General features: G+C 74.5%; 24 protein-coding genes and 1 pseudogene. 11 read left to right on the top strand and 14 right to left on the bottom strand.

The genetic code is table 11. The features are described from left to right. From ABZX67_RS31825 to ABZX67_RS31850, 6 genes are all read right to left on the bottom strand, one after another. The coding region (locus ABZX67_RS31825) for a Vms1/Ankzf1 family peptidyl-tRNA hydrolase (RefSeq protein ID WP_355367764.1) at positions 1-928 on the bottom strand (928 nt) is incomplete at its 3' end. A 57-nt stretch (positions 929-985) separates the two neighbouring features. Beyond that, positions 986-1558, bottom strand: coding sequence for a TIGR03086 family metal-binding protein (locus ABZX67_RS31830; protein WP_355367767.1), 573 nt, complete (start codon positions 1556-1558; stop codon positions 986-988). A 108-nt stretch (positions 1559-1666) separates the two neighbouring features. Further along, on the bottom strand, positions 1667-2212 hold the full coding sequence (locus tag ABZX67_RS31835) for a type 1 glutamine amidotransferase domain-containing protein (protein ID WP_355367770.1): 546 nt from the start codon (positions 2210-2212) through the stop codon (positions 1667-1669). 45 nt (positions 2213-2257) lie between these two features. Next, complete coding sequence (locus ABZX67_RS31840) at positions 2258-2686, bottom strand: CBS domain-containing protein (protein ID WP_355367773.1); 429 nt, start codon at positions 2684-2686, stop codon at positions 2258-2260. Between the two features lie 84 nt (positions 2687-2770). Next, a complete protein-coding gene (locus ABZX67_RS31845) occupies positions 2771-3133 on the bottom strand; it encodes a DUF2795 domain-containing protein (protein ID WP_355367776.1) in 363 nt (120 codons plus the stop codon). Positions 3134-3338: 205 nt separating this feature from the next. Further along, complete coding sequence (locus ABZX67_RS31850) at positions 3339-5129, bottom strand: thiamine pyrophosphate-requiring protein (RefSeq protein ID WP_355367779.1); 1791 nt, start codon at positions 5127-5129, stop codon at positions 3339-3341. 292 nt (positions 5130-5421) lie between these two features. Between ABZX67_RS31850 and ABZX67_RS31855 the strand changes: the two genes are divergently transcribed. Then, positions 5422-6216 (top strand): RNA polymerase sigma factor SigF, encoded by a 795-nt coding sequence (locus tag ABZX67_RS31855; protein WP_355367782.1) that lies wholly within the window; start codon positions 5422-5424, stop codon positions 6214-6216. Here ABZX67_RS31855 and ABZX67_RS31860 read toward each other — a convergent pair. Continuing rightward, positions 6194-7399, bottom strand: coding sequence for a PAS domain-containing protein (locus ABZX67_RS31860; protein WP_355367785.1), 1206 nt, complete (start codon positions 7397-7399; stop codon positions 6194-6196). The two genes, ABZX67_RS31855 and ABZX67_RS31860, sit on opposite strands and share 23 nt — an antisense overlap. Positions 7400-7498: 99 nt before the next feature. Here ABZX67_RS31860 and ABZX67_RS31865 point away from each other — a divergent pair, with 99 nt between their 5' ends. The 3 genes from ABZX67_RS31865 (at position 7499) to ABZX67_RS31875 (ending at position 10730) form a co-directional block, all read left to right on the top strand. Beyond that, positions 7499-8248 (top strand): GAF and ANTAR domain-containing protein, encoded by a 750-nt coding sequence (locus ABZX67_RS31865; RefSeq protein WP_355367788.1) that lies wholly within the window; start codon positions 7499-7501, stop codon positions 8246-8248. A 105-nt stretch (positions 8249-8353) separates the two neighbouring features. Further along, positions 8354-9607 carry an aminotransferase class I/II-fold pyridoxal phosphate-dependent enzyme gene (locus ABZX67_RS31870; RefSeq protein WP_355367790.1) on the top strand — a complete coding sequence of 418 codons (1254 nt, stop codon included), beginning with the start codon at positions 8354-8356 and terminating at the stop codon, positions 9605-9607. Between the two features lie 13 nt (positions 9608-9620). Next, a complete protein-coding gene (locus ABZX67_RS31875) occupies positions 9621-10730 on the top strand; it encodes an MBL fold metallo-hydrolase (RefSeq protein WP_355367793.1) in 1110 nt (369 codons plus the stop codon). On the opposite strand, the gene ABZX67_RS31880 is transcribed toward ABZX67_RS31875, so the two are convergent. Continuing rightward, complete coding sequence (locus ABZX67_RS31880; protein ID WP_355367796.1) at positions 10710-11339, bottom strand: VTT domain-containing protein; 630 nt, start codon at positions 11337-11339, stop codon at positions 10710-10712. The genes ABZX67_RS31875 and ABZX67_RS31880 overlap by 21 nt on opposite strands. After that, entirely contained in the window at positions 11336-12103 is a 768-nt protein-coding gene (locus ABZX67_RS31885; protein ID WP_355367799.1) for an MBL fold metallo-hydrolase, read from the bottom strand. Before ABZX67_RS31885 ends, ABZX67_RS31880 begins: the two co-directional genes overlap by 4 nt. A 93-nt stretch (positions 12104-12196) precedes the next feature. On the opposite strand from ABZX67_RS31885, the gene ABZX67_RS31890 reads away from it, so the two are divergent. From ABZX67_RS31890 to ABZX67_RS31900, 3 genes are all read left to right on the top strand, one after another. Continuing rightward, complete coding sequence (locus ABZX67_RS31890) at positions 12197-12601, top strand: hypothetical protein (RefSeq protein WP_355367802.1); 405 nt, start codon at positions 12197-12199, stop codon at positions 12599-12601. A 71-nt stretch (positions 12602-12672) separates the two neighbouring features. After that, the gene (locus ABZX67_RS31895; RefSeq protein ID WP_355367805.1) at positions 12673-14799 is read left to right on the top strand and encodes a phage holin family protein; all 2127 of its coding nucleotides are present in this window, start codon (positions 12673-12675) and stop codon (positions 14797-14799) included. A 69-nt stretch (positions 14800-14868) separates the two neighbouring features. Continuing rightward, positions 14869-16392: an amino acid permease gene (locus ABZX67_RS31900; RefSeq protein ID WP_355367808.1), complete on the top strand. Its 1524-nt coding sequence runs from the start codon at positions 14869-14871 to the stop codon at positions 16390-16392. A gap of 29 nt (positions 16393-16421) precedes the next feature. Here ABZX67_RS31900 and ABZX67_RS31905 read toward each other — a convergent pair whose 3' ends face one another. After that, positions 16422-17315 (bottom strand): helix-turn-helix domain-containing protein, encoded by an 894-nt coding sequence (locus ABZX67_RS31905; protein ID WP_355367811.1) that lies wholly within the window; start codon positions 17313-17315, stop codon positions 16422-16424. Further along, entirely contained in the window at positions 17312-18250 is a 939-nt protein-coding gene (locus ABZX67_RS31910) for a helix-turn-helix domain-containing protein (protein ID WP_355367814.1), read from the bottom strand. Before ABZX67_RS31910 ends, ABZX67_RS31905 begins: the two co-directional genes overlap by 4 nt. Positions 18251-18518: 268 nt before the next feature. On the opposite strand from ABZX67_RS31910, the gene ABZX67_RS31915 reads away from it, so the two are divergent. Beyond that, entirely contained in the window at positions 18519-18989 is a 471-nt protein-coding gene (locus tag ABZX67_RS31915; protein ID WP_355367817.1) for a hypothetical protein, read from the top strand. Between the two features lie 108 nt (positions 18990-19097). Here ABZX67_RS31915 and ABZX67_RS31920 read toward each other — a convergent pair whose 3' ends face one another. From ABZX67_RS31920 to tdh, 3 genes are read right to left on the bottom strand one after another with little or no spacing between them, the layout of a single operon-like run. Then, positions 19098-20018, bottom strand: coding sequence for a LysR substrate-binding domain-containing protein (locus tag ABZX67_RS31920; protein ID WP_355367820.1), 921 nt, complete (start codon positions 20016-20018; stop codon positions 19098-19100). Further along, the gene (locus ABZX67_RS31925; protein WP_355367823.1) at positions 20015-21196 is read right to left on the bottom strand and encodes a glycine C-acetyltransferase; all 1182 of its coding nucleotides are present in this window, start codon (positions 21194-21196) and stop codon (positions 20015-20017) included. The genes ABZX67_RS31920 and ABZX67_RS31925 overlap by 4 nt, the downstream gene beginning before the upstream one ends. 25 nt (positions 21197-21221) lie before the next feature. Then, a complete protein-coding gene (gene tdh / locus ABZX67_RS31930) occupies positions 21222-22250 on the bottom strand; it encodes an L-threonine 3-dehydrogenase (RefSeq protein WP_355367826.1) in 1029 nt (342 codons plus the stop codon). A 160-nt stretch (positions 22251-22410) separates the two neighbouring features. On the opposite strand from tdh, the gene ABZX67_RS31935 reads away from it, so the two are divergent. The 3 genes and pseudogenes from ABZX67_RS31935 to ABZX67_RS31945 all read left to right on the top strand — a co-directional run. Continuing rightward, on the top strand, positions 22411-23034 hold the full coding sequence (locus ABZX67_RS31935) for a histone deacetylase (protein ID WP_355367829.1): 624 nt from the start codon (positions 22411-22413) through the stop codon (positions 23032-23034). A 306-nt stretch (positions 23035-23340) separates the two neighbouring features. Further along, positions 23341-24993: a ribosomal protection-like ABC-F family protein gene (gene abc-f, locus ABZX67_RS31940; protein ID WP_355367832.1), complete on the top strand. Its 1653-nt coding sequence runs from the start codon at positions 23341-23343 to the stop codon at positions 24991-24993. 88 nt (positions 24994-25081) lie between these two features. Beyond that, a pseudogene (locus tag ABZX67_RS31945) lies at positions 25082-25168 on the top strand (elongation factor P); the annotation flags it as partial.

Consider the following 25168-nt stretch of genomic DNA (forward strand, 5'->3'; position numbering starts at 1 on the left):
ACGGTGGTGACGGGCACGGCGTCGTACGAGCGGCTGGCGGAGATGGCGGCGGCGCTGTCCGCGCCGAAGAAGGCGTGAAAGCCGGTGGGGGGCCGGCGCCCCCCCCGCCGGGGGCCCCCCCCCCGCCGGTGGAGCGGGCGGCCCGGAAGCGGTCCAGCTCCTGCGCGGCCAGGCGCCGCAGGTGCTCCTGGCGGGCGGCTTCCACGTCCTCGTCCAGCAGCCGCTTGCTCGCCCCGGCCGCCCGCCCGCCGTGGGCGCTCTCCACGGTGAGTGCCCGGAGGTCGGAGGCCAGCCGCTCGTGCACGGAGCGCCGCTCGCGCGGGTCACCGGCCAGCACGATCAGGTCGGCGCCGGTCTCGCGCTGGCAGGCGGTGAGGGCCTCGGTGATCTCGGCGGCGTTCTCCTCCCAGGTGTTCTCGACCTTGAGCTGGAAGTGCCGCTCGGACCAGTCCGCGGTCCCGTGGCGGCGCAACGGCCAAGAGCGGCCCTCCACATGGCCGGCCGGACGGCCGCCGAGGGGGGTGCGCAGCTCCAGGTCCGCGCCGGCGCGGTCGATGTAGGCGACGAGGCAGACCGGTTCCTGCGTCGCCAGGTCCAGCAGCGGGCCCAGGTGCGGCAGCGCCGACCAGGTGACCTCGGACGGCCACGGGGGCCGTACGCCCAGCGGCGGGTCGAGGACGACCTCGCCGTGCGCGGCGAACACCGCGCGCCCGGCCTCGCCCGGCGGGCGCGGGTCGTCCGTCAGCGCCTCGTACACGGCCCGCTCGGTCTCCGGATCGCACCCCTGGGACCGGAGCTCGTGGCAGACCTCCTTGGCCTGGAGCGCGCGCCGCTCCTTGGTGGACTCGTCCACCCGTGAGGTGTCGAGATAGACACTGGCCCACGGCCCGGGGCGGTCGAAGAGGGCGGTCAGAAACGAGAGTTGCATGGCTCCCTCCCAGAGGCCGGAACATGCGTCGTGATCGGGTACCCGGGCGGCCGGCCCTCAGGCCTTGCGGCCCACCATGGCCAGCAGTTTCGTCTGCGGGTCGGCGCCCGGCGGCGTCTTCACCGGCGGGGCGAACAGACCGCTCTTGGACAGCCCGGCGGCCTGCGGGGCGATGTCCCGCGTGGCGAAGTCGACGAGCGCCTTGGGCAGCTGCTCGTCCGCGCCGATCGCCCGGGACAGGTCCCAGGCGTGGATGACGGCGTCGTCCACCATCTGGCGGCAGTAGTCCTCGGCCGGCGTCTCGCCGTACGACAGGTGGACGGTGCGTCCGAGGGCGCCCTCCTCCCGGAACGCCTCGACGGCCTCGGCGGCCGCCCGGTCCCACACCCCGACGGGGTCGTCGCCGAGGACGTCGCCGTCGAAGCGGTCGCCGACGTCCTCCATCGTCAGCCCGTCCCGGACCAGCGGCACCACCCACAGCTGTTCGCCGGTGAGGTGGTTGACGAGGTCGCGCACCGTCCACTCGGTGCAGGGCGTCGGGGCGTCCCACTGGTCGTCGCGGACCGCGTGCACGCGCGCGCCGAAGACCTCCAGAGACTCGGCGTGCCGTGCGAGCAGGCTGTTCGCCATGGGGACTCACCTCCATGGAACGGATCCGGATCCTCCGAATCCGCATCATTCCGAATAAGGGGCTCCTCGTCCGCCGCGCGGGACGAGGAGCCGGCCGGGGCGTGGGCGTCAGCCCCGCGAAACCTTGGCGAACACCTCGGTGAACGCCTCGCGGAACGCCTTGAGGTCGTCCGGCTTCCGGCTGGTGACGAGGGTGCTGGGCGTCGCCTCGCAGACCTTGACCTGCTCGTCCACCCACTCGCCGCCCGCGTTGCGGATGTCGGTCTTCAGGCTCGGCCAGGACGTTAGGGTCCGGCCGCGGAGGACGTCGGCCTCCACCAGGGTCCACGGACCGTGGCAGATCGCCGCGACCGGCTTCCCGGCGTCGAAGAACGCGCGGACGAAGGCGACCGCCCGCTCGTCCATCCGCAGGAAGTCCGGGTTGGCGACGCCGCCGGGCAGGACGAGCGCGCCGAAGTCGTCGGCCGACGCGTCGGCGACGGTCTCGTCGACCGGGAACGTGTCCGCCTTGTCCAGGTGGTTGAACGCCTGGATCTTGCCCGGCTCGGTCGACACCAGCACGGGCGTGTCACCGGCGTCGGCCACCGCCTGCCACGGGTCGGTCAGTTCCACCTGCTCGACGCCCTCCGGCGCCACGAGAAACGCTACGCGCACGATTCTCCGCTCCTTTCCTCTCCTCTTTCACGAACTCGGCTCGTTTCACGCGTTCGGCTCGGCCCGGCTGATGTCGGCGAGGGCGGACCCCGGGTCCCGTGCCACCGCCAGGTCGCCGATGCCGACCATGCCGAGCGGCCGCCCGTCCTCCACGACCGGCAGCCGCCGGACGGCGTGCCGCCGCATCAGCTCCACGGCCTCCGCCGCGTCGTCGTCGGGGGTGACGCACACCGGGTCGGGGGTGCACACGGACTGGGCGCTGACGGTGAGCGGGTCGGCGCCGTCGGCCACCGCGCGGACCGCGATGTCGCGGTCCGTGACCATGCCGACGACGCGGTCCCCCTCCGCCACCAGCACGTCACCGATGTCCTGGGCCCGCATGAGCTGCGCCGCCTCGACGAGCGAGGCGTCCGGCCGTACGGCCGCCACGCCCGGCGTCATGACGTCCCTCACGAGCCGCGCCCGCTGTGCCATGTGCCTGTCCGCCTTCCCTGCCTGAGCCCTTCGCGTGTGCCGCCGCCCGGAGTACCCGTGCGGACGCACCCCCATGCCCCTCGGTCACGTACGCTCCACGGCCACCGCCACGTCCTGGACGCTGTGGTACGTCGGGTCACCGGGCAGCTCGGACACGAGCTCCACCAGGCGGTCGGGGGCGTGCCGTTCGCGCAGCACCCGGAGGAGGTCGCCACGGTGGGCCGGGAAGGGCGTGCGCGCGAGATACCGGCCGAGTTCCAGACGCAGCGCCTCGAACCGGTCGGAGGTGACCCTGCTCGACGGGACGTCGGGATCGTCCTCCGCCACCGGCTCCGGGTCGTGCCACTCCTCGGTCCTCGTGGGGTGCCCCGACCTCAACAGCCCCTGGAGCTGGTGTTTCATCTCGTCGTCGCGTCGACGGCTGAGCCCGCCGCTCCCTCGCTCCATGGCACCCTCCACGGTCTGAACGATGTGCCTCTTCGGACGCCCGGCGGGTACCCGGCGGGGCGGTCGCAAACCCGGGGTTTGGTCCCGGCGGCGCGGGTACCCGACCGGACGGCCGAGCGGCCACGGGGTGAATATGGGGTGACAGGTCTTCGGGCGCGGACCACGTCCGCGCCCGAAGACCGTCGTGCCCGGTCAGGACCTGCCGTCAGGACTTCCCACCCGGCAGGAACTCCTGCACCTTCGCCTTCAGCCCCCGCTTCACCACCGCGCCCCGCTCCGCGTCCCCCTTCAGCAGCGCCGCCGCGGTGGACTCCATCTGCTGCCAGGTCGCGTGCGGCGGGATCGGCGGTACGGACGGGTCGGTGACGAACTCGACGACGGCCGGGCCGTTCGCCGCCAGCGCCTCCTCCCAGGCGCTCACCACCTCGTCCGGCTTCTCCACCCGGATGCCCGTCAGGCCGATGGACTCGGCGAACGCGGCGTACGGCACGTCCGGCAGCTCCTGCGAGGGCAGGAACGACGGTGCGTCGCCCATCGCCCGCAGCTCCCACGTGACCTGGTTGAGGTCCCGGTTGTTCCAGACGCCGACGACCAGCCGCGGGTCCTCCCAACGGTGGCGGTACTTCGCGGCGGTGATCAGCTCGGCCAGCCCGTTCATCTGCATCGCGCCGTCCCCGACCAGCGCCACCACCGGCCGGTCCGGGTGCGCGAACTTCGCGCCGATCGCGTACGGCACCCCGCACCCCATCGTGGCGAGCGTCCCCGACAGCGAGCCGCGCATGTCGCCGCGCATCCTGATGTGCCGCGCGTACCAGTTGGCGACCGAGCCGGAGTCCGAGGTCAGCAGCGAACGGTCGGGCAGCAGCGGGGACAGGGCGCGCGCCACGTACTCGGGGTTCACCGGGTCGGCGCTCAGGGCGGCGCGCCGCTCCATGACCTCCTCCCAGCGGCGTACGGACTTCTCCACCTGCTCCTGCCAGGCCCGCTTCTTGCGGCGCCGCAGCAGCGGCATCAGCCGGCGCAGGGTGGCGCCCGCGTCGCCGATGAGGTTCACCTCGTAGGGGTAGCGCATCCCCGCCATGTGCGGGTCGATGTCGATCTGCACCGCACGGGCCTGCCCGTACTCCGGCAGGAACTGGCTGTACGGGAAGGACGAGCCGATCGTCAGCAGGGTGTCGCACTCCTGCATCAGCTCCCAGGAGGGCCGGGTGCCGAGGAGGCCGATCGACCCGGTGACGTAGGGGAGTTCGTCCGACAGGGCGTCCTTGCCGAGCAGCGCCTTGGCGATGCCCGCGCCCAGCAGCTCGGCGACCTGCTGCACCTCGGCGCGGGCCGACGCGGCGCCCTGGCCGATGAGGATCGCGGGCTTCTCCCCGGAGTTGAGGACCTCGGCCGCCCGCTCCACCGCCTCGTCGGCGGGCACCGCGGTCCAGGCGCTGCGGTCGAGGCTGGACGGCACCATCTTGAACTCGTGCGCGGGCGGCTTGTACGGCAGCTCCTGTACGTCGCCGGGCACGATGATCACGGTGGGGCAGCGGCGGCCGTACGCCGTCCGGATGGCGCGGTCCAGCACGTTGGGGATCTGCTCCGGGACGTTGACCTCGGCGAGGAAGTCCGACGCGACGTCCTTGAAGAGCGTGTGCAGGTCGACCTCCTGCTGGTACGAGCCGCCCATCGCGCTGCGGTGCGTCTGCCCCACGATCGCCACCACCGGGACGTGGTCCAGCTTGGCGTCGTACAGCCCGTTGAGCAGGTGGATCGCGCCCGGTCCGGAGGTCGCCACGCACACCCCGAGGCGGTGCCCGAACTTCGCGTAGCCGACCGCCTGGAACGCGGCCATCTCCTCGTGCCGCGCCTGGATGAACCGCGGCTGGTCCTCCGCGCGCCCCCAGGCGGCGATCAGTCCGTTGATCCCGTCACCCGGATAGCCGAACACGCACTCGACGCCCCAGTCGCGCAGCCGCGCCAGAATCTGGTCGGCGACGTCCTTGCTCATCTGCGTACCTCCCGAACCGAAGCGGACCGAACCGCTGGGTAGCCATCGCCGCCGTTCAGGCAGCACAGCCCCGGGTACCGGGTGCCGATCCGCGGAAACGCGAGGACAGTGGAATCAGTGCAACGACGCGTTTGCTCGGGCAGACCCCGGGCATGCGCATCTCGTGCTTCGGACCGGAGGCACGTCCGTGGGAGCGGCCTACCGCTCCGGGCGTGTCCGCGTGCCCGGAAAGGGGAGCTCTTCCTCGGGGTGACACCAACCGTCAGCACCGTACAGGGAGCTGAAAAGCATCATGCCTACCCTCGCCCACACGAAGCATCCGCACGACGACGCCCCCGACACCGCCGAGGCGTTCCAGCGCCTGGCCTCGCTGCCGGAGGGAGAGGAGAGGGAAGCCGTCCGGCAGGACATCGTGCGCGCCTGGTTGCCCATGGCGGACCGGCTGGCCGGCCGCTTCCGCAACCGCGGCGAGTCACTGGAGGACCTCAAGCAGGTCGCCGCCCTCGGCCTGGTCAAGGCCGTCGACCGGTACGACCCCTCGCGTGGCGCCGCCTTCGAGAGCTTCGCCGTGCCGACCATCACCGGCGAGATCAAGCGCCACTTCCGCGACCACATGTGGACGCTCCACGTGCCCCGCCGCGTGCAGGACCTGCGCGGCCGCGTCCGCGCCGCCTATCAGGAGCTCTCGCACTCGGTGGGGGGCCGCGCCCCCACCGTGGCGGAGATCGCCGAGAAGGCCGGCATGACCGAGGAGGAGGCCATGGCCGGGCTGGAGGCCCTGGACAGCTTCACCGCGCTGTCCCTGGACGCCGAGCTGCCCGGCACGGAGGACGGCTACACCCTCGTGGACGCGCTCGGCGGCCCCGACCCGGCCCTCGACGTCGTCGTCGACCGCGAGTCGGTCAAGCCGCGGCTGCGCACGCTGCCCGAGCGCGAGCAGAAGATCCTCTACATGCGGTTCTTCCGCGACATGACCCAGAGCAGGATCGCCGAGGACCTCGGCATCTCCCAGATGCACGTGTCCCGGCTGATCAGCCGCTGCTGCACCCGGCTGCGGGAGGACATCATGCGGGACGTCGCCGCATAGCCAGCGCCACGTGGCGGGACATCACGTCCGCCGCCTGCGCCTCGGCCATCGAGAACGCGCGCCGCGCCCCCGTACGGAACAGCGTCAGCACGCCCGCCGCGCCGCCCGCGCCCGCACGGCCGTCGGACAGCGGCAGGCACAGCAGCGAGCTCACCCCCGCCCGCGCCAGGACCGCGGCGCCCGAGGCGTCCTCGCCGAAAGCGAGGACGTCCTCGGGCCGCACCCGGAGCGCCGGGCCCCCGCCGCGGGCCGCCTCCACCACCAGGGGGCAGTCCGCGGGATCCTGCTCCGCCACCGCCTTCAGCAGCGGCCCGCCGTCGCCCGCGACATCGTCCGGGGCCGGCGGGCCGAGCACGACGGCGCGGCGCAGCGGCGGCCGCCGGCCGCCGCCCCCCTCCGAGTCGGAGTCGGCGGTGTCGATCACCACCCAGTCGGCGAACCGCCCGTGCAGCACCCGCCCCGCCGCCTCCACGGCCGCGTCCGCCTCCCCCGGCGGGCTGCCCAGCAGGGCGCTCGCCATCGCGTCGACCAGGTCCAGCATCTCGGCCCGCTGTGTCGTCACCGCGAGGTCCGGCGGCATCAGCCGCCGCCCCGCGGCGCCCGCGCCCGCCCCCACCGGGGAGGCCGTGCCGGACACACCCGGCTGGAGCACCACGACCACCGCCGGCTGCGGCTCGCCCGGCAGCGGCAGCGACACGAGTGTGGCCCGCACCGGCTCGTGCGGCCGCTGCTGGAGCCGCACGCTCATACTGCGGCCGCCCTCCCCGCGCGCGGCGGCCGCCGCCTGCGTACGGAAGGGGGCACGGTCCGCCGAGACCAGCAGCCCGGCGAGCGGCCGGCCGGTGGCGTAACCGGCCCGCACCCCTGTCACGCCGGTCGCGGCGAAGTTCATGCGCCGTACGACCGTGTCGCGGTCGACGAGCACCACCGGTAGCGGCAGCCGCTGGAACAGCGTCTTCAGCAGCTGCCGCTCGTGCCGGTCGGCCGGCGTGCCGTCCGGGGCCCGCGCCACCAGCCGTTCGTAGCGCGGCCAGAGCGACTCTGCCGCATGCTGGAGTTCGAAGAGGGCGGCGTCCAGCACGCCCTGCTGCTCGTCGGCCGGAAGCGCCCGCGCGGTGCGGAGCTCACCGACCCGACGCACGAAATCCGCGAGGTCATCGCCGAACGCGTCGGTCTCCGTCATAGCAGCACCGTAACCGCCGTGGCCGTACGGCGGGCCGGGAGGTGGTCCCGTTTCGCGCGGCGGGCGCGGGGCAGCCGCACGGAGGAAGGGAGATCCGCGATGCTTCCCGAGCACGAGTACGAAGGCCCGGAACCGGCCTCCACCGTCCGCAGACTGCAGAAACTCACCGAGCAGTGCGTACGGTCGGTCCCGGCGTGCTGCGGGGCCGTCGCCACCCTCGGCGACGGCGAGTCCGAGCGCCGCACCGCCGCCACCCATCCGGACCTGGCGGCTCTCGTTGCCGTCCAGCTCGACTCCGGCGACGGACCCATCCAGACGGCGCTCGACACCGGCGAACCCGTCGACGCCGAGGACCTCCTCACGGACGACCGCTGGCCCGACTACCGGGCTATGGCCCTCGGCTCCGGCGTCCGGGCCAGCGTCACCCTCCCCTTCCACCGGGCGGGCATCGACATCACCCTGAACCTCTACGGCTTCCGGGCCGGCTCCCTGGCGGACGCCGCGCACGGACCCGCCGCCATCCTCGGCGAGGAGATCACCGCGGGCCTCGCCCGCGACCGCCGCTACCGCGCCGCGCTCACCGAGGTCGGCCAGCTCTCCACCGCACTGCGCTCACGCCCCGTCATCGACCAGGCCGGCGGCATCGTGATGCACGTCCTCGGCTGCGACGCCGCCGAGGCCCACTCCGTGCTGCGCCGCGTCTCGCAGCTCACCAACCGCAAGCTCGCGGACGTCGCCGCCGGTGTCGTACGCACCCGGGGCCGCGGTCTGGAGAAGGAACTGGCCCGGCTGGCCCCGGTGAAGACCGCCACCGCCCGGAGCGGCGACTTGCCGGGAACCTCCGTATAAAGGGCTTTGGGGACGGATAGCGGGCTCCGGGGACGGGCAGGGTCCCCGCACACACCGACCACAGCGGCACCTACGACGGCACCGACGCCAGGGCGGAGACGAGGCATGCGGCAACCGGCACCGGACAGCCCCGAGGCCCCCTCGCCCGCCGAGGGGCGGGGGCCCGTGCGGTACGCGCCCGGGGCGCCCGAGTCCGGCCTGCCGACCGTCGCCGAGCTGGTCGCCGTCTTCTCGGCCGCCGCCGACCGCACCGAGGCCGAACCGCCCGGCGGCGGCCCCGTCCTGCGCGACGCGGCCTGCGGCTACTGGTGGCGGCGCGGCCTGCGCTGCCACCCCGAGGACCTGGCCGCCGCCCCCGGGGCGCAGCCGCTGCTCGCCGCGCTCATCGCCGCGCACGGCGGCGACGTCCTGCTGCCCCGGCCCTGCCCCGCCGGATGGGCGCCGCAGGCCCGGCTCCTCGGCAGACCCGCGTACTACGTGCCCACGCCCGCCGAATGCGGCGGCGTGCCCGATCCGTACGCCCTCCTGGAGACCGTGCGGCGGGTACGCGCCGAAGGCGGCCACCCGGCGCTGCTGCTGCTGTGCGCGGCCGACGACCCCACCGCCACCGTCCCGCCGCCCGAGCTGGTGCGCGAGACGTGCGAGGCGGCGGTCGGCGAGGGCCTGCACATCGTCAGCGACGAGACCTGGCGCGACACGCTGCACCGGCCGCACGACACCGTGCTCGTCAGCCCCGCCGAGATGTGCCCCGCGGACGTCACCGTCCTCTGCGACCTCGCCGGCGCCCTGACCCCGCCGGCCTGGCCCGCCGCGATCGCCCGCTTCCCGCCCACCCCGGCCGGCGCCGCCCGCCGCGCCCGCGTCCTGGACCTGCTCGCCGCACTCGGCGCCCATGTGGCCGGACCCGTCGCGGCGGCCGCCGCCCACGCGCTCGGCGAGCCGGAGGCGGTCACCGCCCGGGCGGCCGCCGCGACCGCGCTCCACGCGCGCGTGGCCGCCGCCGCGCACCACGCCGTGCTGACCGCCGGAGCGCTCGCCCTGCCGCCGCGGGCCGGGCGGCACCTCTACGCCGACCTCGGGCCGCTGCGCGGCCGCCTCGCCGAGCGGGGCGTCAACGACTCGATGGAGCTGGAGGACTACCTCACCGCCCGGCTGGGCGCGCCCGCACCCGGCGGCCACCGGTTCGGCGACGAGCTGGGCGCCCTGCGCGTACGGCTGTCGACCGGGGCGCTCCTCGGGGCCACGGCGCAGGAGCGCATGGAGGCCCTCGCGGCGGAGCGGCCCCTGGAACTGCCGCATGTCGCACGAGCGTTGGACACGCTCACAGCCGCTTTCCACGATCTTCAAGGACCACGGTGAACGGAGCGCGCAGATGACGGAACAGACGTCACCCACGTCCCCCACGACCGCCACCGTACGGACGGCCCCAGCGGCCCCGGCAACCCCGGCGGCCCCGGCAACCCCGGCGGCTCCGGCGGTACGGGTGGCCCCGGCGGGCCGTACGGGCCCCGTGGCGGGCGGTGCCCTCCGCCCCCTCGGCGAGGTGCGCTCCTGGCCCAGATCCTTCGCCGACCGGCTCACCGCGCCCCTCCCGGGCGTACGGGCCATGGCCCGACTGGCCAGGGAAGGCGCCGTCCGCCCCGGCCCCGACGGGCTGCGCGACATCCCCCGCCTGCCGTACGCCCCGGAGCCGCTGCCGGCCGTCGACGCCGGCACCGTCGCCGTCAGCTGGGCCGGCCACGCCAGCTGGGTCCTCCGCATCGGCGGGCTCACCGTGCTCACCGACCCCGTCTGGTCCCGCCGCATCCTCGGCACCCCCGCCCGCATCACCCCCGTCGGCGTGCGCTGGGAGGACCTGCCGCCCGTCGACGCGGTCGTCATCAGCCACAACCACTACGACCACCTCGACGCCCCCACCCTCAAGCGCCTGCCGCCCGACACGCCCGTCTTCGTCCCCGCGGGGCTCGGCCGCTGGTTCCGCCGCCGCCGCTTCACCCGCGTCACCGAGCTCGACTGGTGGGAGGCCGCCGAACTCGGCGGAGTCCGGTTCGACTTCGTACCGTCCCACCACTGGTCCAAGCGCACCCTCACCGACACCTGCCGCTCCCTGTGGGGCGGCTGGGTGCTGACCGACTCCGCCGGCCGGCGCGTGTACTTCGCCGGTGACACCGGCTACGGCCACTGGTTCACGGAGATCGGCCGCCGCCACCCCGGTATCGACCTGGCGCTCCTCCCCATCGGCGCCTACGCCCCGCGCTGGTGGCTCCGTGACGTCCACACCGACCCGGAGGAGGCGGTCCAGGCCTTCCAGGACCTCGGGGCCGACGTGATGGTTCCCATGCACTGGGCCACGTTCGTCCTCTCCTCCGAGCCGGTCCTGGAGCCCCTGACCCGCCTGCACGCCGCCTGGGCCGCCGCCGGCCTGCCCCGCGACCGCCTCTGGGACCTCCCGGTCGGCGGTTCACGGATGCTGGCGCCGTAGCCGCCGCCAGAGCCCGGGCACCGCGCTGATCAGCAGCGCCAGGGCCACCGCGGCCGCCACGCCCTGCCAGGGGCGGGCGAACAGCGAGCCACCCAGCACGCCGATCAGCTGGTACGTCGCCGCCCACGCCAGGCACGCCGGGATGTCGCCGCGCACGAAACCGGCCAGCCGCATCCCGGAGAGCAGGCACGCCAGCATCACCGGGATCCGGCCCGCCGGCAGCAGCCGGGACAGCACCAGCACCGACACCCCGTGCGTCCGCAGCTTGGCCCTGGCCTGGTCGAGCCGGTCCGGCGCCGCCCGGTCGCGCAGCGCCCCCAGCAGGCGCGAGCCGTTCTTGGAGCGCACGCCCCGCTGGCCCAGCCAGTACAGCGCCACGTCCCCGGCGAACGCCGCGCCGGCGGCCAGCGCGAAGACCGCCGCCAGCGAGAACGGCGCCGTCTGGTGGATCGCCACCACCGTCGCCGAACTGACGAGCGCCCCCGTCGGCACCACCGGAACCAGCGCCCCCAGCGCCACCAGCAGGAACAGCGTCGGATAGCCGACCGCCTGCTGCGTCGGCTCCGGCGGCAGCCCGGCCCCGAGCCCGGCCCCCAGCCCGGCGATCACGGCCGCACCTCGGGCCGGACGCGCTCGCCGTGCCCCAGCCGGTGCACCCTCACCCCCGGCGCGAGCCGCGCCGCCTGCCGCACGAACTCGTCGCCCGGCGCGTGGAATTCGTGCGGACGGACCCCGTCCAGACCGATCGGCCAGTACGTGCCGTAGTGCACCGGCACCGCCGCGCGCGGCCGCAGCGCGGCGAGCGCCTGCGCGGCCCGCCGCGCGTCCAGGTGCCCGTGGCCCAGGAAGGGCCCCCAGCCGCCGACCGGCAGCAGCGCCACCTCCACCTCGCCCACCGCGTCCGCCATCCCGTCGAACAGCCCGGTGTCCCCGGCGAAGTACGTGCGCGCCTCGCCGCTCACCACGTACCCGAGCGCGGGGGAGCGGCGCGGCCCCACCGGCAGCCGCCGCCCGTCGTGCAGCGCCGGCACCGCCCGAACGACCACGTGCCCCACCGCCACCTCGTCGCCGGGCCCGACCTCGGTGATCCGCAGCCCGTCGAGCCTGCGCAGCCCCGGCACGGAGCGGGTCGCGCCGCGCGGCACGATCAGCGAGGTGCCCGGCGCGAGCCGGGCCAGCGACGGCAGGTGCAGATGGTCGGCGTGCAGGTGCGAGACCACCACCGCGTCGGCGCGCGCGGCCTCGCGCGGCGGCAACGCGCCCCGCCGGCGGCGCAGATGGGCGAGCCGGCGCGCGAACAGCGGGTCGGTGAGCACCCGCACCCCGGAGTCCTCGACCGTGCAGGTGGCATGACCCCACCAGGTGACCTCCACCGGCCCGCCACCTCCTCCTCGTCGCCGGGGAACACTCCCTAGAGCGTAAGTCCGCGCCTCCTCACGCGGAGGAGATCGGAGTAGGGTCGGCCCATGGACGACGTACGCGTGGCGGCGATCGCCAGTCTGACGCCGCTCGAGGAGCTCGAGCACGACCCGTTCCTGGTGGATACGCGCAGCCAGCACGCGATGTGTGAGCGATGGGCTGCCGACAAGGGCTATGTCGTCAGCCGGCAGCTGCTGCTCTACGGGCTGCGCCCCGACCACCGGATGCTGTGGGCGGACATCGAGGCGGGCGCCGTGGACCTGTTCGTCGCCCCCAACGAGCGGGTGCTGGAGCGGGCGGTCACCTCGGCGCGGGCCTTCTCCGCCGAGTGCGAGCGCCGGGGCGTACGCCTGGAGACGGCCGGGCTCGACGAGCCGGCGTACGACGCGGCGATGAAGGCCCACGTGCACCGCAGGCTGTCCATGCCGACCGCCGGTTACGACGGCCGCTGACCTCCCTCGCCGGACGGCGTCCACCTTCCGTGTGCCACGCTGGATCCAGGCTCGGCGGAAAGGCTGGCGGCGTGGCGGAGAGGCGATGGCGGAGGGCCGGCGGCGCCGGCGTGCGGGTCGTCACGGTCTGGGCGGTGTCCAGCCTCACCATGCTGGCGCTCGCCGCGCTGCTCCCCGACTTCCGGCTCCAGTCCGACGACGGCGACACCATCACCAGGACCGCCGTCACCGCCGCCTGGGGCGCCGGGGTCTTCGGCCTGCTGAGCGCGCTCGTGTGGCCCCTCGTCGTACGCGCCCTGCTGCTCGTACCGGCCTTCGTCCTCGGGCTGCTCGTCTTCTTCCTCAACGGCTCCCTGCTGCTCCTCGCGCTCCGGCTGATCCCCGACGGCCGCGGCGAGGCCGACCCCGAGAACGCCGTCGTGGTCGCCGCCGTGATGTCGGCCGTCGCCTCCGCCACCTCCACCGCCGTCGCCGTACGCGACGACGACGCCTACCGCCGCAGGCTGTACCGGCTCACCGACCGGCGCCGCCCCCGCTCCGCGCGCGGCGCCGGCGCCTCCACGCCGGGCGTGGTCTTCCTGCAACTGGACGGCGTCGGCCACGACGTACTGCTCCGCGCGGCCGAGGACGGTCTGATGCCGACCGTGACCTCCTGGCTCCACGGCCCGGGCGCCGGCCACCGGCTCACCCCGTGGCGCACCGACTGGTCCAGTCAGACGGGGTCCAGCCAACTAGCCCTGCTGCACGGCTCCAACCACGACGTCCCCGCCTTCCGCTGGTACGAGAAGGACACCGGCCAGCTGATGGTGAGCAACCGGCCCGCCAGCGCCGCCGAACTCCAGCGCCGCGCCGTCGCGCGCACCGGCGACCCCGGCCTGCTGGCCCCGGGCGGCGCGAGCCGCGGCAACCTCTTCAGCGGTGGCGCCGGCCAACTCGCCCTGGTCCTCTCCGTCGCCGCGCGCCGCGGCCGCGGAAACCGCTCCCGCGCGGGCTACTTCGCGTACTTCAGCGACCCGGCCAACGCCGTCCGCACCGCCCTTTCCTTCGTCGCCGAGGTGGCGCGCGAGATCGGCCAGTCCACCCGGGCCCGCATCCGCCGGGAGACCCCCCGGGTCCGGCGCGGCGGGCTCTACCCCTTCATCCGCGCGTTCGCCACCGTCGTCGAACGGGACGTCGTCGTCGCGGCCGTCATGGGCGACGTGCTCGCCGGCCGCCCCGCCGTCTACGCCGACCTCGTCGCCTACGACGAGGTCGCCCACCACTCGGGGCCGTACAGCCGCGACGCCGCCAAGGTGCTCCAGCGGCTCGACCGGGCGATCGCGCTCATCGCCGAGGTCGCGCAGCACGCGCCGCGCCCGTACCGGATCGTGCTCCTCTCCGACCACGGCCAGAGCCCCGGCGAGACCTTCCGGAGCAGGTACGGGCTGACGCTGAAGGACCTGGTCCGCGTCGCCTGCGGGCTGCCCGTCCCGCGCCGCGCCCGGCGCACGCAGACCGGCGCGGAGGCGCGGGGCGCGCTGCGAAGCGCCCTGCACCGCCCGGTGGAGGAGCCGGCCGAGGTGCGTCCGCAGCGCGGCTCGGACCCGGTGGTGCTCGCCTCCGGGAACCTCGGGCTCATCTCCTTCCCGGACCGGCCGTACCGCCTGTCGCGTGAGGAGATCGACCGGCGCCACCCCGCTCTGCTGCAGACCCTGGCCCGCCACCCCGGCATCGGGTTCCTGCTGGTGCGCAGCGAGGAGCACGGCTCGGTGGTGATCGGCCCGGACGGCGAGGAGACGCCGCTCGACGACCTCACCGACGACGACGCCGGCCCGCTCGCGGTCTTCGGCCCCGGCGCGGCCGACGCCGTGCGGCGCACGGACTCGTTCCCGCACGTCGCGGACATCATGGTCAACTCGATGTACGAGCCGTCGACGGGGGAGGTGCACGCCTTCGAGGAGCAGATCGGCTCCCACGGCGGGCTCGGCGGCGAGCAGTCACGTCCTTTCCTGTTGTCCCCGCCGACCCTGTCCACGCCGGTGGAGGACGGCGGCGAACCGGTGGGCGCGGAGCAGGTGCACCATGTGCTGCGGCGCTGGCTGCGCGAGTGCCAGAGGTTCGGGGAGACCGTACGGGTCGTGCAGGAATCGCCGCCGAGGCCGCAAGCGGAAGAAGCTTTTCCGGTTTCTGAGGGTCTCGCGCCGGACAAAAACGGGTGATTTGGAGCGACGTCCTCCGTCCTCGAACATATCGAAGGTTTATACGGAGAAAGGCGCACCGCACCCCCCATGACCACGGCCCTCACCCCCACCCCGCCCCAGCGGCATCACGACCACCAGCCGGGCACGCGCGAGAACACGCGCGAGAACACGCGCGAGAACACGCGCGAGAACACGCGCGAGAACACGCGCGAGAACACGCGTGAGAACACGCGCGAGAACACGCGTGAGAACACGCGCGAGAACAAGCACGCCCGGCGGTTCGGCCTCCCCATCGCGACCGCGCTGGTCATGGGCAACATCATCGGCGGCGGGATCTTCCTCCTCCCCGCGTCCGTCGCCCCCTACGGCACCATCAGCCTGGTCGCCTTCGCCGTCCTCACCGTCGGAGCGATCGCCCTCGCGCTCGTCTTCGGCCGCCTCGCCCAGCGCCACCCCCGCACCGGCGGCCCCTACGTCTACGCCCGCGAGGCCTTCGGCGACTTCGCCGGCTTCCTCGCCGCCTGGTCGTACTGGATCACCACCTGGGTCTCCAACGCGGCGCTCGCCGTCGCCGCCGTCGGCTACCTCGACGTGCTCATACCCGTCCGCCACTCCACGGCCGCGACGATCGCGGCGGCCCTCTGCCTCCAGTGGCTGCCCGCCCTCGCCAACCTGGCCGGCACGCGGTACGTCGGCGCCGTCCAGCTCGTCGCCACCGTGCTGAAGTTCGTACCACTGCTGCTCGTCGCCGTCGGCGGGCTCTTCTTCTTCGACTCCGGAAACCTCGGCCCCTTCCAGGGCAGCGACTCCGGCGCCCTCGGCGCGATCTCCGCCTCCGCCGCGATCCTGCTCTTCAGCTACCTCGGCGTCGAGTCGGCCGCCGTCAGCGCCGGCGAGGTCCGCGACCCCGAGCGCAACGTCGGCCGCGCCACCATCCTCGGCACGCTCGGCGCCGCCGCGATCTACCTCCTCGGCACCCTCTCCGTCTTCGGCACCGTCGCCCACGACGAGCTCGTCACCTCCAGCGCCCCCTTCTCCGACGCCGTCAACGCGATGTTCGGCGGGTCCTGGGGCGGCACCGCGGTGGCGTGCATGGCGCTCGTCTCGATGGTCGGTGCCCTCAACGGCTGGACGCTGCTCAGCGCCCAGACGCCGTACGCCGCCGCCCGGGACGGGCTCTTCCCGAAGGCCTTCGCCCGCAAGAAGCGCGGCGTGCCGACCGTCGGCGTCCTCGTCACCGTCGTCCTCGCCTCGCTGCTGACCGTGTACAACTACACGGCCGGCTCGGGCGGCGTCTTCGAGATCCTCGTCCTCGTCACCACCTTCACCGCGACCGTCCCGTACCTGCTGTCCACGGCCGCGCAGATCTACTTCCTCGCCTCCGGACAGACCGACCGCGTCCACCGCGGCCGCCTCGTCCGCGACGCGCTCCTCGCCGCCCTCGCCTTCGGCTTCTCTATGTGGCTGGTCGCCGGCTCGGGTTACGCGGCCGTCTACCAGGGCGTGCTGTTCCTCTTCGCGGGCGTGCTGGTGTACGCGTGGATGTCCGCCCGGTCAGCCCGGTCCGCCGGGTCCGACTCCGTCAGCGAGGAGCGCGCCGCGCGCCACTGATCGTGCCGCGGCGCACGGCGCGCCGTGCCTCAGCCGAAGCACTCCCGGTCACCGCGCGCGGGCAGCAGGCAGACGCGCGCGCCGGCCGTCCCGGGGGCGTCGGCCGCCGCCATCGGGGTGGCGAGGTACCCCTCGGTGGCCCGGGGGCCGGTCGCGACGATCCGCTGGGTCCGGCCGCCCGGCATGGTCAGCTCCACACGGTCGCCCGCCCTGAGGCCGGTGGCGCGCACCCACACCGCACGGCAGTCCTCGCCGCGCCGCAGCTCCACGCGCTGTCCGTCCGCGGCGGTACGGGCTGCGACGGTGGACACCATCCCGGTGCCGCCGCACCCCATGTCCTTCGGGTCCCGGCCCTCGCAGGAGGCCCCCGCACAGCCGGGGTTGCGGATCCCGGACTCGACGGGGCTCGGGTCCGGCGCCGGGCTGCCGTCGCCACCGCGCGGCAGTGTCAGGGCACCTGGGCCGCCGAGGCCGAGGCCGAGGCCGAGCACGGCGGCGGTCGCCACGACGCCCGTCGCCACGGCGGTCCACCACCGCGGGCGCCGGGGCGACGGGCGGGGCCGCGCCTCCCGGGCGGCGGCCCGGGTCACTGCCGGCCCGCCCCGGCCCGGGGCCGGTTCGCGGCCGGCCGGCTCGGCACGCTCCGCCGGCTCGGGTGGCGCGGCCCGGCCGCTCCAGGCGGCGTCGGCCAGCTCCCACAGCGCCAGCAGCCGCCCGGGCGGCCCCCCAGCCATCGCGCACAGCGCCTCCACGGCCGGGCGCGGCACGGGCGTCTTGCCGTTGAGGTACCGCTCCCAGGAGGACTTGCTGTACGGCGTACGGGCGGCGAGCGCGGCCAGGCTCAGCCCGGTGGCCTCGCGCATCTCGCGCAGCGCGGCGGCGAGCCGGCTGCATTCGGCGGCGATCCCGGTGCCCGCGCTCACCGCCGCAGCTCCCTCCAGGTGTCGGGCCCCACGATGCCGTCGGCGACGAGCCCGCGTTCCTTCTGGAACCGCTTGACGGCCTCCTTGGTCCGTTCGTCGTACAGGCCGTCCGTCGCCTGCGGGTCGACGCCGTGCTCCCGCAGCAGGCACTGGGTCTCCACCACGTCGAAGCCCGTGCTGTTGATGTCCAGGAGCATCTCGCGCGTGGTGCTGTGCCCGGCCCGGAGCTCGCCCTTCTCGCGCCGAATCTCGCAGTCGTACGTCTGCCCCCGGCGGTATCCGGACGCCGACGCGGACGCGCCCTCCATGGCGGGCCGGGCGTCCGGCCACGCGTCGGCGGTCAGCAGACCGGCGACGAACGCGGCGGCGGCGACGAGCGAGACGACGAGGAGCCCGCGCCCCAGCGGCACCACGCGCGCCGCCCGCCCGGACCGGCCGGGGCCCCCGCCCTCCGGGTCGACGGCCTCCGTTCCGGCCGCCTCCGTTCCGGCCGCCTCCCCGTCGGCGGCCGCGCGGTCGGCCTGCGCCTCGGGCACGCCGGCGTTCCGCGCGTCCGGACCGCCGCCCTCCGGCGTGCTCCGGTCCTCCGCCCCGCCCGGCTGGTCCACCGCGGCGGGGGCGCCCGCCGTGCCCCTGGTGTCCGGCGCGTCGGTGCCGTCGGGAGACCGCCCCGACCGGTCGCCGAGCGCCACCTCGTGCAGTACGAGCAGCCGTGTCGGGTCGGCCGCGCACACCCGGGCCAGCTCCTCCACGGCCTGGCGCGGCACGGGCTTCTTCCCGTTGAGGTAACGCTCCCAGGAGGAGCGGCTGTAACTGGTGCGGCCCGCGAGCGCGGCGAGGCTCAGCCCGCTGTGGTCCTTCAAGCGGCGCAGCTGCACGAGCAGTTGGCGCTCGCGCTCACCGAGCCCGGGCGGCAGTTCCTTCCATCGAGCCATGTGCTGTTCCCCCTTCTCCACCACGCGGTGACATCCGGGGAAGGGCGAGAGTTCCCGTCCCCCGCGTCCCTGGGCGTGATCCGGACAGTGACGGCGTCCCGCCAACGCCGCGTGGGACAGCGCGTCCCAGCAGGTCGCGGCATGGGACGTCCCACGCCGCCCCATCCTTCCGGCCGGCTCTGGCCCGGCCCGAAATGACGCGGAAAAGTCGTTGCCGCAAGCGCCGGGCGGCACCGCCCCCGGCACACCAACGGAGGGAAGCACGACCATGAACCTGCGCAGGAACCTCGCCCTGACCACGGCGACCGTGATGCTCGGCGGCGGCCTGGCCATGGGCGCCGCCCCGGCCACCGCCGCGACGCCCGCGGCCCCCGCCCCGGCCACCGCGACCGCCGCGGCGCAGGCGGCCCCGGGCCCCGTCGTCACCAAGGCGGGCTGGAAGAACCTGTGGAACGCCAACATCAGCGGGGACTACCTCAAGAGCCACAACAAGAAGTGGGTCTCGCAGGGCTACAAGCTGCCGGGCGGCTCCAGCATGGCGCGCGGCGTCTTCACCTGCTGGGGCGGCGGCAACGCCAAGCTGAAGGTGCTGATCCTGGACACCGGCAAGTCGACCACGAAGAAGCACCGCTGCAACGGCAAGAAGCACTACGCGACCGTCGCCTACAAGCGCGGCGAGACGGTGAAGCTCGTCCTGGAGGGCTCGAAGAACACCCGCGTGGAGGCGTGGGCCGGCTGATCCACGGCTTCGGCCCCGGCCGGTAGCGAGACGGGGGGTGGCCCGTTCCCGGCGTACAACGCGTACAGCGCGTACGGCCGGGAACGGGCCACGCGTGTCATCACCCGGTCAGACGTCCGCCGCCGACAGCCCGTCCGCCGCGTCCGCCAGCGCACCCAGCACCGGCCGGATCAGCGGATGGCCCTCCGCCCCCCGCCGCACCGCCGCGAAGACCCGGCGGAACGCCGCCGGGCCCGCCACCGGGCGGACCACCACGTCCTTGAGCTCCATGCCCCGCAGCGCCGAACGCGGCACCAGGGCCACGCCCGCGCCCGCGCCCGCGAGGGCCACCACCGCGCGGAAGTCGTCCGAGGAGTGCACCAGCCGCGGGTCGAAGCCCGCCAGCTCGCAGGCGAGGAGCACCATGTCGTGGCACGGGTTGCCCGGGTACGGGCCGATCCAGTCGGCGTCCGCCAGCGCGGCGAGCGCCACCTCGGGCCCCTGCGCCAGCGGGTGACCGGCGTGCAGGACCGCGTCGAACGGCTCCGCGTACAGCGCCACCCGCGCGAGGCGCCGGTCGCCCTCGCGCGGCGCGCCCCGGTACTCCACCGCGAGCGCCACGTCGGCCTCGCCGTCCAGGACCAGCGGCAGCGACTCGTCGCCCTCCGCGTCCCGCACCCGCACCCGGATACCGGGGTGCGTCTCGGCCAGCCGCGCGATCGCGGGGGCCAGCACCTCGGCGATCCCGGTCGCGAACGCGGCCACCGTCACCTCGCCGGCCGTGCCGCCCGCGTACGCCGCGAGCTCGGCCTCCGCCCGCTCCAGCTGCGCGAGCACCTCGTTGGCGTGCTCCAGCAGGATCTCGCCGGCCGCCGTGAGCCGCACGCCCTTGCCGCTCCGGGTGAGCAGTGTGTGCCCGGTCTCCTGTTCCAGCGCGGCGAGCTGCTGCGAGACGGCGGACGGGGTCAGGTACAGCGCCGCGGCCGCGGCGGTCACCGTACGGTGGTCCGCCGCGGCCCGCAGGATGCGCAGCCGCCGGGGGTCGATCACCCCGCCATTGTCGCGCGTGCGTCGGTGAACGCGGCCACCGCCCGCTCCACGTCCTGCGCCGAGTGCGCCGCCGACAGCTGCACCCGGATGCGGGCCTGCCCCATCGGCACCACGGGGTACGAGAAGCCGATCACGTACACGCCCCGCTCCAGCAGCAGCTCCGCCATGCGCGCCGCCTCGGCCGCGTCCCCGATCATCACGGGGGCGATCGGGTGGTCGCCGGGCAGGATCTCGAAGCCCTCCTCCGCCATGCGCGTACGGAACAGCTTGGTGTTGGCGTCCAGCCGCTCCCGCAGGTCCCCGGCGGACTCCAGCAGGTCGAGGACCTTCAGCGACGCGGCGGCGATGACCGGCGCGAGGGAGTTGGAGAAGAGGTACGGGCGCGAGCGCTGGCGCAGCAGCGCGACGATCTCCGCGCGCGCCGCGACGTAACCGCCGGACGCGCCGCCCAGCGCCTTGCCGAGCGTGCCGGTGATGATGTCGACGCGGTCCATCACGCCGTGCAGCTCGGGCGTGCCGCGCCCCTCGGGGCCGACGAACCCGACCGCGTGCGAGTCGTCGACCATGACCATCGCGTCGTACCGGTCGGCGAGGTCGCAGATCTCCCGCAGCGGTGCCACGTAGCCGTCCATCGAGAAGACGCCGTCGGTGACGATGAGCCGGCGGCGCGCGTCCTGGGCGTCCTTGAGCTGCTGCTCCAGGTCGGCCATGTCGCGGTTGGCGTACCGGTGGCGGCGGGCCTTGGACAGCCGGATGCCGTCGATGATCGAGGCGTGGTTGAGGGCGTCGGAGATCACCGCGTCCTCCGGGCCGAGGAGCGTCTCGAAGACGCCGCCGTTGGCGTCGAAGCAGGAGGAGTACAGGATCGTGTCCTCCTGCCCCAGGAACGCCGACAGCCGCCGCTCCAGCTCCTTGTGGACGTCCTGCGTCCCGCAGATGAAGCGCACGGACGCCATGCCGTAGCCCCAGCGGTCCAGCGCCTCCTTGGCGGCGGCGACGACCTCGGGGTGGTCGGCGAGGCCCAGGTAGTTGTTGGCGCAGAAGTTCAGGACCTCACCGGAGGCCACGGAGACGGTGGCGCTCTGCGGGGTGGCGATGACGCGCTCCGGCTTGAAGAGACCGGCGTCGCGGATCTCGTCGAGGGTGGCGCGCAGCTCGTCGCGGACGGACGCGTACATGAAGGGGATCTCCTAGGGGGAAGGGTCAGACGGTCCAGTCGAGGATGATCTTGCCGCTGCGGGCGGTGGCGGCCTCGTCGAAGGCCGCGTCGAAGTCCTGGTAGGAGTAGCTGCCGGTGATCACGGGGCTGAGGTCGAGCCCGCCCTCGAGCAGGACGGTCATGGCGTACCAGGTCTCGAACATCTCCCGGCCGTAGATGCCCTTGACCGTGATCATCGAGGTGACGATCTTCGACCAGTCGACGGCGAACTCCTCGGCGGGCAGGCCGAGCATCGCGATCCGGCCACCGTGCGTCATGTTCGCGACCATGTCCCGCATGGCCTCGGGCCGCCCGGACATCTCCAGGCCGATGTCGAAGCCCTCGCGCAGCCCGAGCTGCCGCTGCGCCTCGCCGATGGTCGTCTCGGCGACGTTGACCGCGAGCGTGGCGCCGACCTTGCGGGCGAGCTCCAGCCGGGGCTCGCTCACATCGGTGATCACCACGTTGCGCGCCCCCGCGTGCCGGGCGACGGCCGCCGCCATCACGCCGATCGGGCCGGCGCCCGTGATCAGCACGTCCTCCCCGACGAGCGGGAACGACAGCGCCGTGTGCACGGCGTTCCCGAACGGGTCGAAGATCGCCGCCACGTCCAGGTCCACCTTCGCGCGGTGCACCCACACGTTCGACGCCGGCAGCGCGACGTACTCGGCGAACGCCCCGTCCCGCCCGACGCCCAGCCCGATGGTGGCCCGGCACAGGTGCCGGCGCCCCGCCAGGCAGTTGCGGCACTTGCCGCACACCAGGTGCCCCTCGCCGCTGACCAGGTCGCCGACCGCGATGTCCGCCACGTCGGCGCCGACGGCCGCGACCTCGCCGACGAACTCGTGCCCCAGCACCAGCGGCGTGTTCACCGCCTGCCGCGCCCAGCCGTCCCAGGCCCGGATGTGCAGGTCCGTACCGCAGATGCCGGTACGGAGCACCCGGATCAGTACGTCGCCGGGCCCGGTCTCGGGCTCCGGCACGTCCATGAGCCAGAGGCCCGGCTCGGCCTTCTGCTTGACAAGTGCCTTCATCGGCGCAGCTCCCGGGTGGGGGTACGGGCGGGGTACGGGTGGAGATCGTGAACGCGCACCAATCTGCCCACAGCGGGCCCGCGCGTCCATCGAGCTTTTCTTAAGCGGGCCAACAGCAGAACTTCACGCGCCACGCCGCTACCACGCTTACCGTCACCGGATGACGATGCAGGTCTGGTACACGTCCTACGGCTCCAACACGCACGTCGACCGGCTGGCCCACTACATCCTGGGCGGCGCCCCGCCGGACGCGAACCGGCTCTACCCCGGCTGCCGCGACCGCCGCCTCCCGGCCGCCTCCGTCCCCGTGGAGCTGACGGGCGCCCTGTACTTCGCCACCGAGTCACCCGTGTGGACCGGCGGGCGGGCCTTCTACGACCCCGGGGCCGAGGGCCGCGTCCTGGCCCGCGCGCACCTGGTGACGGCCCAGCAGTTCTCGGACATCGCCGCCCAGGAGATGTACCGCGAGCCGGGCCCGGACGCCGACCTCGACCTGACGCGGGTCCTGCGGGACGGCAGGGCGGCCCTCGGCGACGGCCGCTATGAGACTCTCGTCTGCGCGGGGACGCTCGACGGCCACCCGCTCCTCACCTTCACGGCCCCGTGGCGCATGCGCGACATCCCCTGGAACGCGCCCTCCGCCGACTACCTCCGCCACATCGCCGCCGGCCTCCTCGCGACGGGCGCCTGGGACGCGGACACCGTCACCGCCTACCTCGCCTCCTGCCCGGGCGTGGCGGGCCACTGGACGCGGCGGCGCATCGGCGAGTTGATCGCGGGCTGAGCCGATGGCGCACAGGGCCCGGTCGCGCCGGGACGGCGAGGCGGGGCCCTGGGAGCGCGGGGCGCGCGTCAGCGATCCGCACCGGAGGGCGGCGTACCGAAAGGGCGTCGACGGGCGCCCGCGCGCATGGCGCGATCCCGCGCACTCCTGAGAGAAACAAGTTGAGACGAGACGAATCGTCTTGTTATGGTGGAGGCATGGCTCTCTTCTTCTTCCTGTGAGTCGGGCACGGCCGACGCCACCGACAGCACCGTCGCGCCGCTTCCGCCGCCCGTAGACCCTCCGCACCCCCACGGGAAGATCACCATGCGCGCACGCGCCCATATCGCCACGCCCGCACCCGCTGCCGTCGCGCAGCTGGCCGCCAAGGACGTCACCAAGTCGTACGGCACCCGCACCGTCCTCGACCAGGTCTCCTTCACCGTCCGTCCCGGCGAGAGGGCCGCCGTCATCGGCGAGAACGGCTCGGGAAAGACCACCCTGCTGCGGCTGCTGGCCGCGGCCGAGGCACCGGACGCCGGGGAGATCACCGTCGGCTTTCCCGGCGGCGCCGCCCACCTCGCCCAGACCATCGACCTCGACCCGGACCGCACCGTCCAGGACGCCGTCGACCTCGCCCTCGCCGACCTGCGCGACATGGAGCGCCGGCTGCGCGCGGCCGAGGAGCGCCTCGGCGAGGCGTCGGAGGACGAACTCGCCGCGTACGGCGAGCTGCTGACCGCGTACCAGGAACGCGGCGGGTACGAGGCGGACGCCCGCGTCGACGCCGCCCTGCACGGGCTCGGGCTCGCCGGGATCACCCGCGACCGGGTGCTCGGCTCGCTGTCCGGCGGCGAGCAGTCACGGCTCGCGCTCGCCTGCGTCCTGGCCGCCGGGGCCGAGCTGCTGCTCCTCGACGAGCCGACGAACCACCTCGACGCGGCGGCCGTGCGCTGGCTCGAGGAGCACCTGCGCGCGCACCGCGGCACCGTCGTCGCGGTCACCCACGACCGCGGCTTCCTGGAGCGCGTCGCCACCGCGATCCTCGAGGTGGACCGGGACGCGCGCACGGTGCACCGGTACGGCGACGGCTGGACCGGCTACCGCGCCGCGAAGGCCGCCGCCCGGCGCCGCGCGGAGCAGGAGTACGCGCGGTGGCTCCAGGACGTGGCCCGTACCGAGGAGCTGCTCGCGGCCGCCGGAAAGCGCCTCGCCACCACCGGCAGGGACCCGCGGCAGGGCTTCGGCAAACACCGCCGCTTGCACGAGGCGAAGCTCGGCGGGCAGGTGCGGGCGGTCCGGGAGCGCCTCGCCCACCTGCGGCGCAACCCGGTGCCTGCGCCACCCGAACCGCTGCGGTTCACGGCGGCGCTGACGGCGGCGGGCGGCGGGCCCTCCGCCGGGGGGCCGCTCGCCGAACTCGACGGCGTCACGGTCGGCGAGCGGCTGCGCCTGAAGGACCGGCTGGCGATCGCCCCCGGGCAGCGTCTGCTGGTCACCGGCGAGAACGGGGCCGGCAAGACGACGCTGCTGCGCGTCCTCGCGGGCGACCTGGAACCGGACGAGGGCGCGGTACGCCGCCCCGCGCGCATCGGCTACCTGGCGCAGGAACTGCCCGCCCGCTCCACGCGCCTCCCGCTGCTCGCCGCCTTCGCGGCGGGGCGGCCCGGGCTCCCGGAGGACTCCGCCGACGAGCTGCTGGCGCTGGGCCTGTTCCGCGAGGAGGACCTCCACGTACCGGTCGCGGCCCTGTCCGCGGGTCAGCAGCGACGGCTCCAGATCGCGCGGCTGGTGACCCGGCCCGCGGACCTCCTCGTCCTCGACGAGCCGACCAACCACATCGCGCTCGACCTGATCGAGGACCTGGAGTCGGCGCTCGCGACGTACCCGGGAGCGGTGGTCGCGGTCTCCCACGACCGCGGCTTCCGCGCGCGGTTCCCGGGCGACCGGCTGGAGCTGCGCGGCGGCCGACGCCACTGACCAAAGCCCCTCGCCGGGCCGGGGCCCGCATTACCTCCGCGGTAATCGACTCCCGCCCGCCCCGCGCGGCATCGTTGCGGTCACCGGCCGCGACATGCAGTTCTCGTACATGGACGGCGAGCACTTCGTCTTCATGGACATGCAGACGTACGACCAGCTGCACGTCGACCGCAAG

Origin of the sequence: Streptomyces sp. NPDC003036, from assembly GCF_040611175.1 — a bacterium.
Classification (GTDB): Bacteria; Actinomycetota; Actinomycetes; order Streptomycetales; family Streptomycetaceae; genus Streptomyces.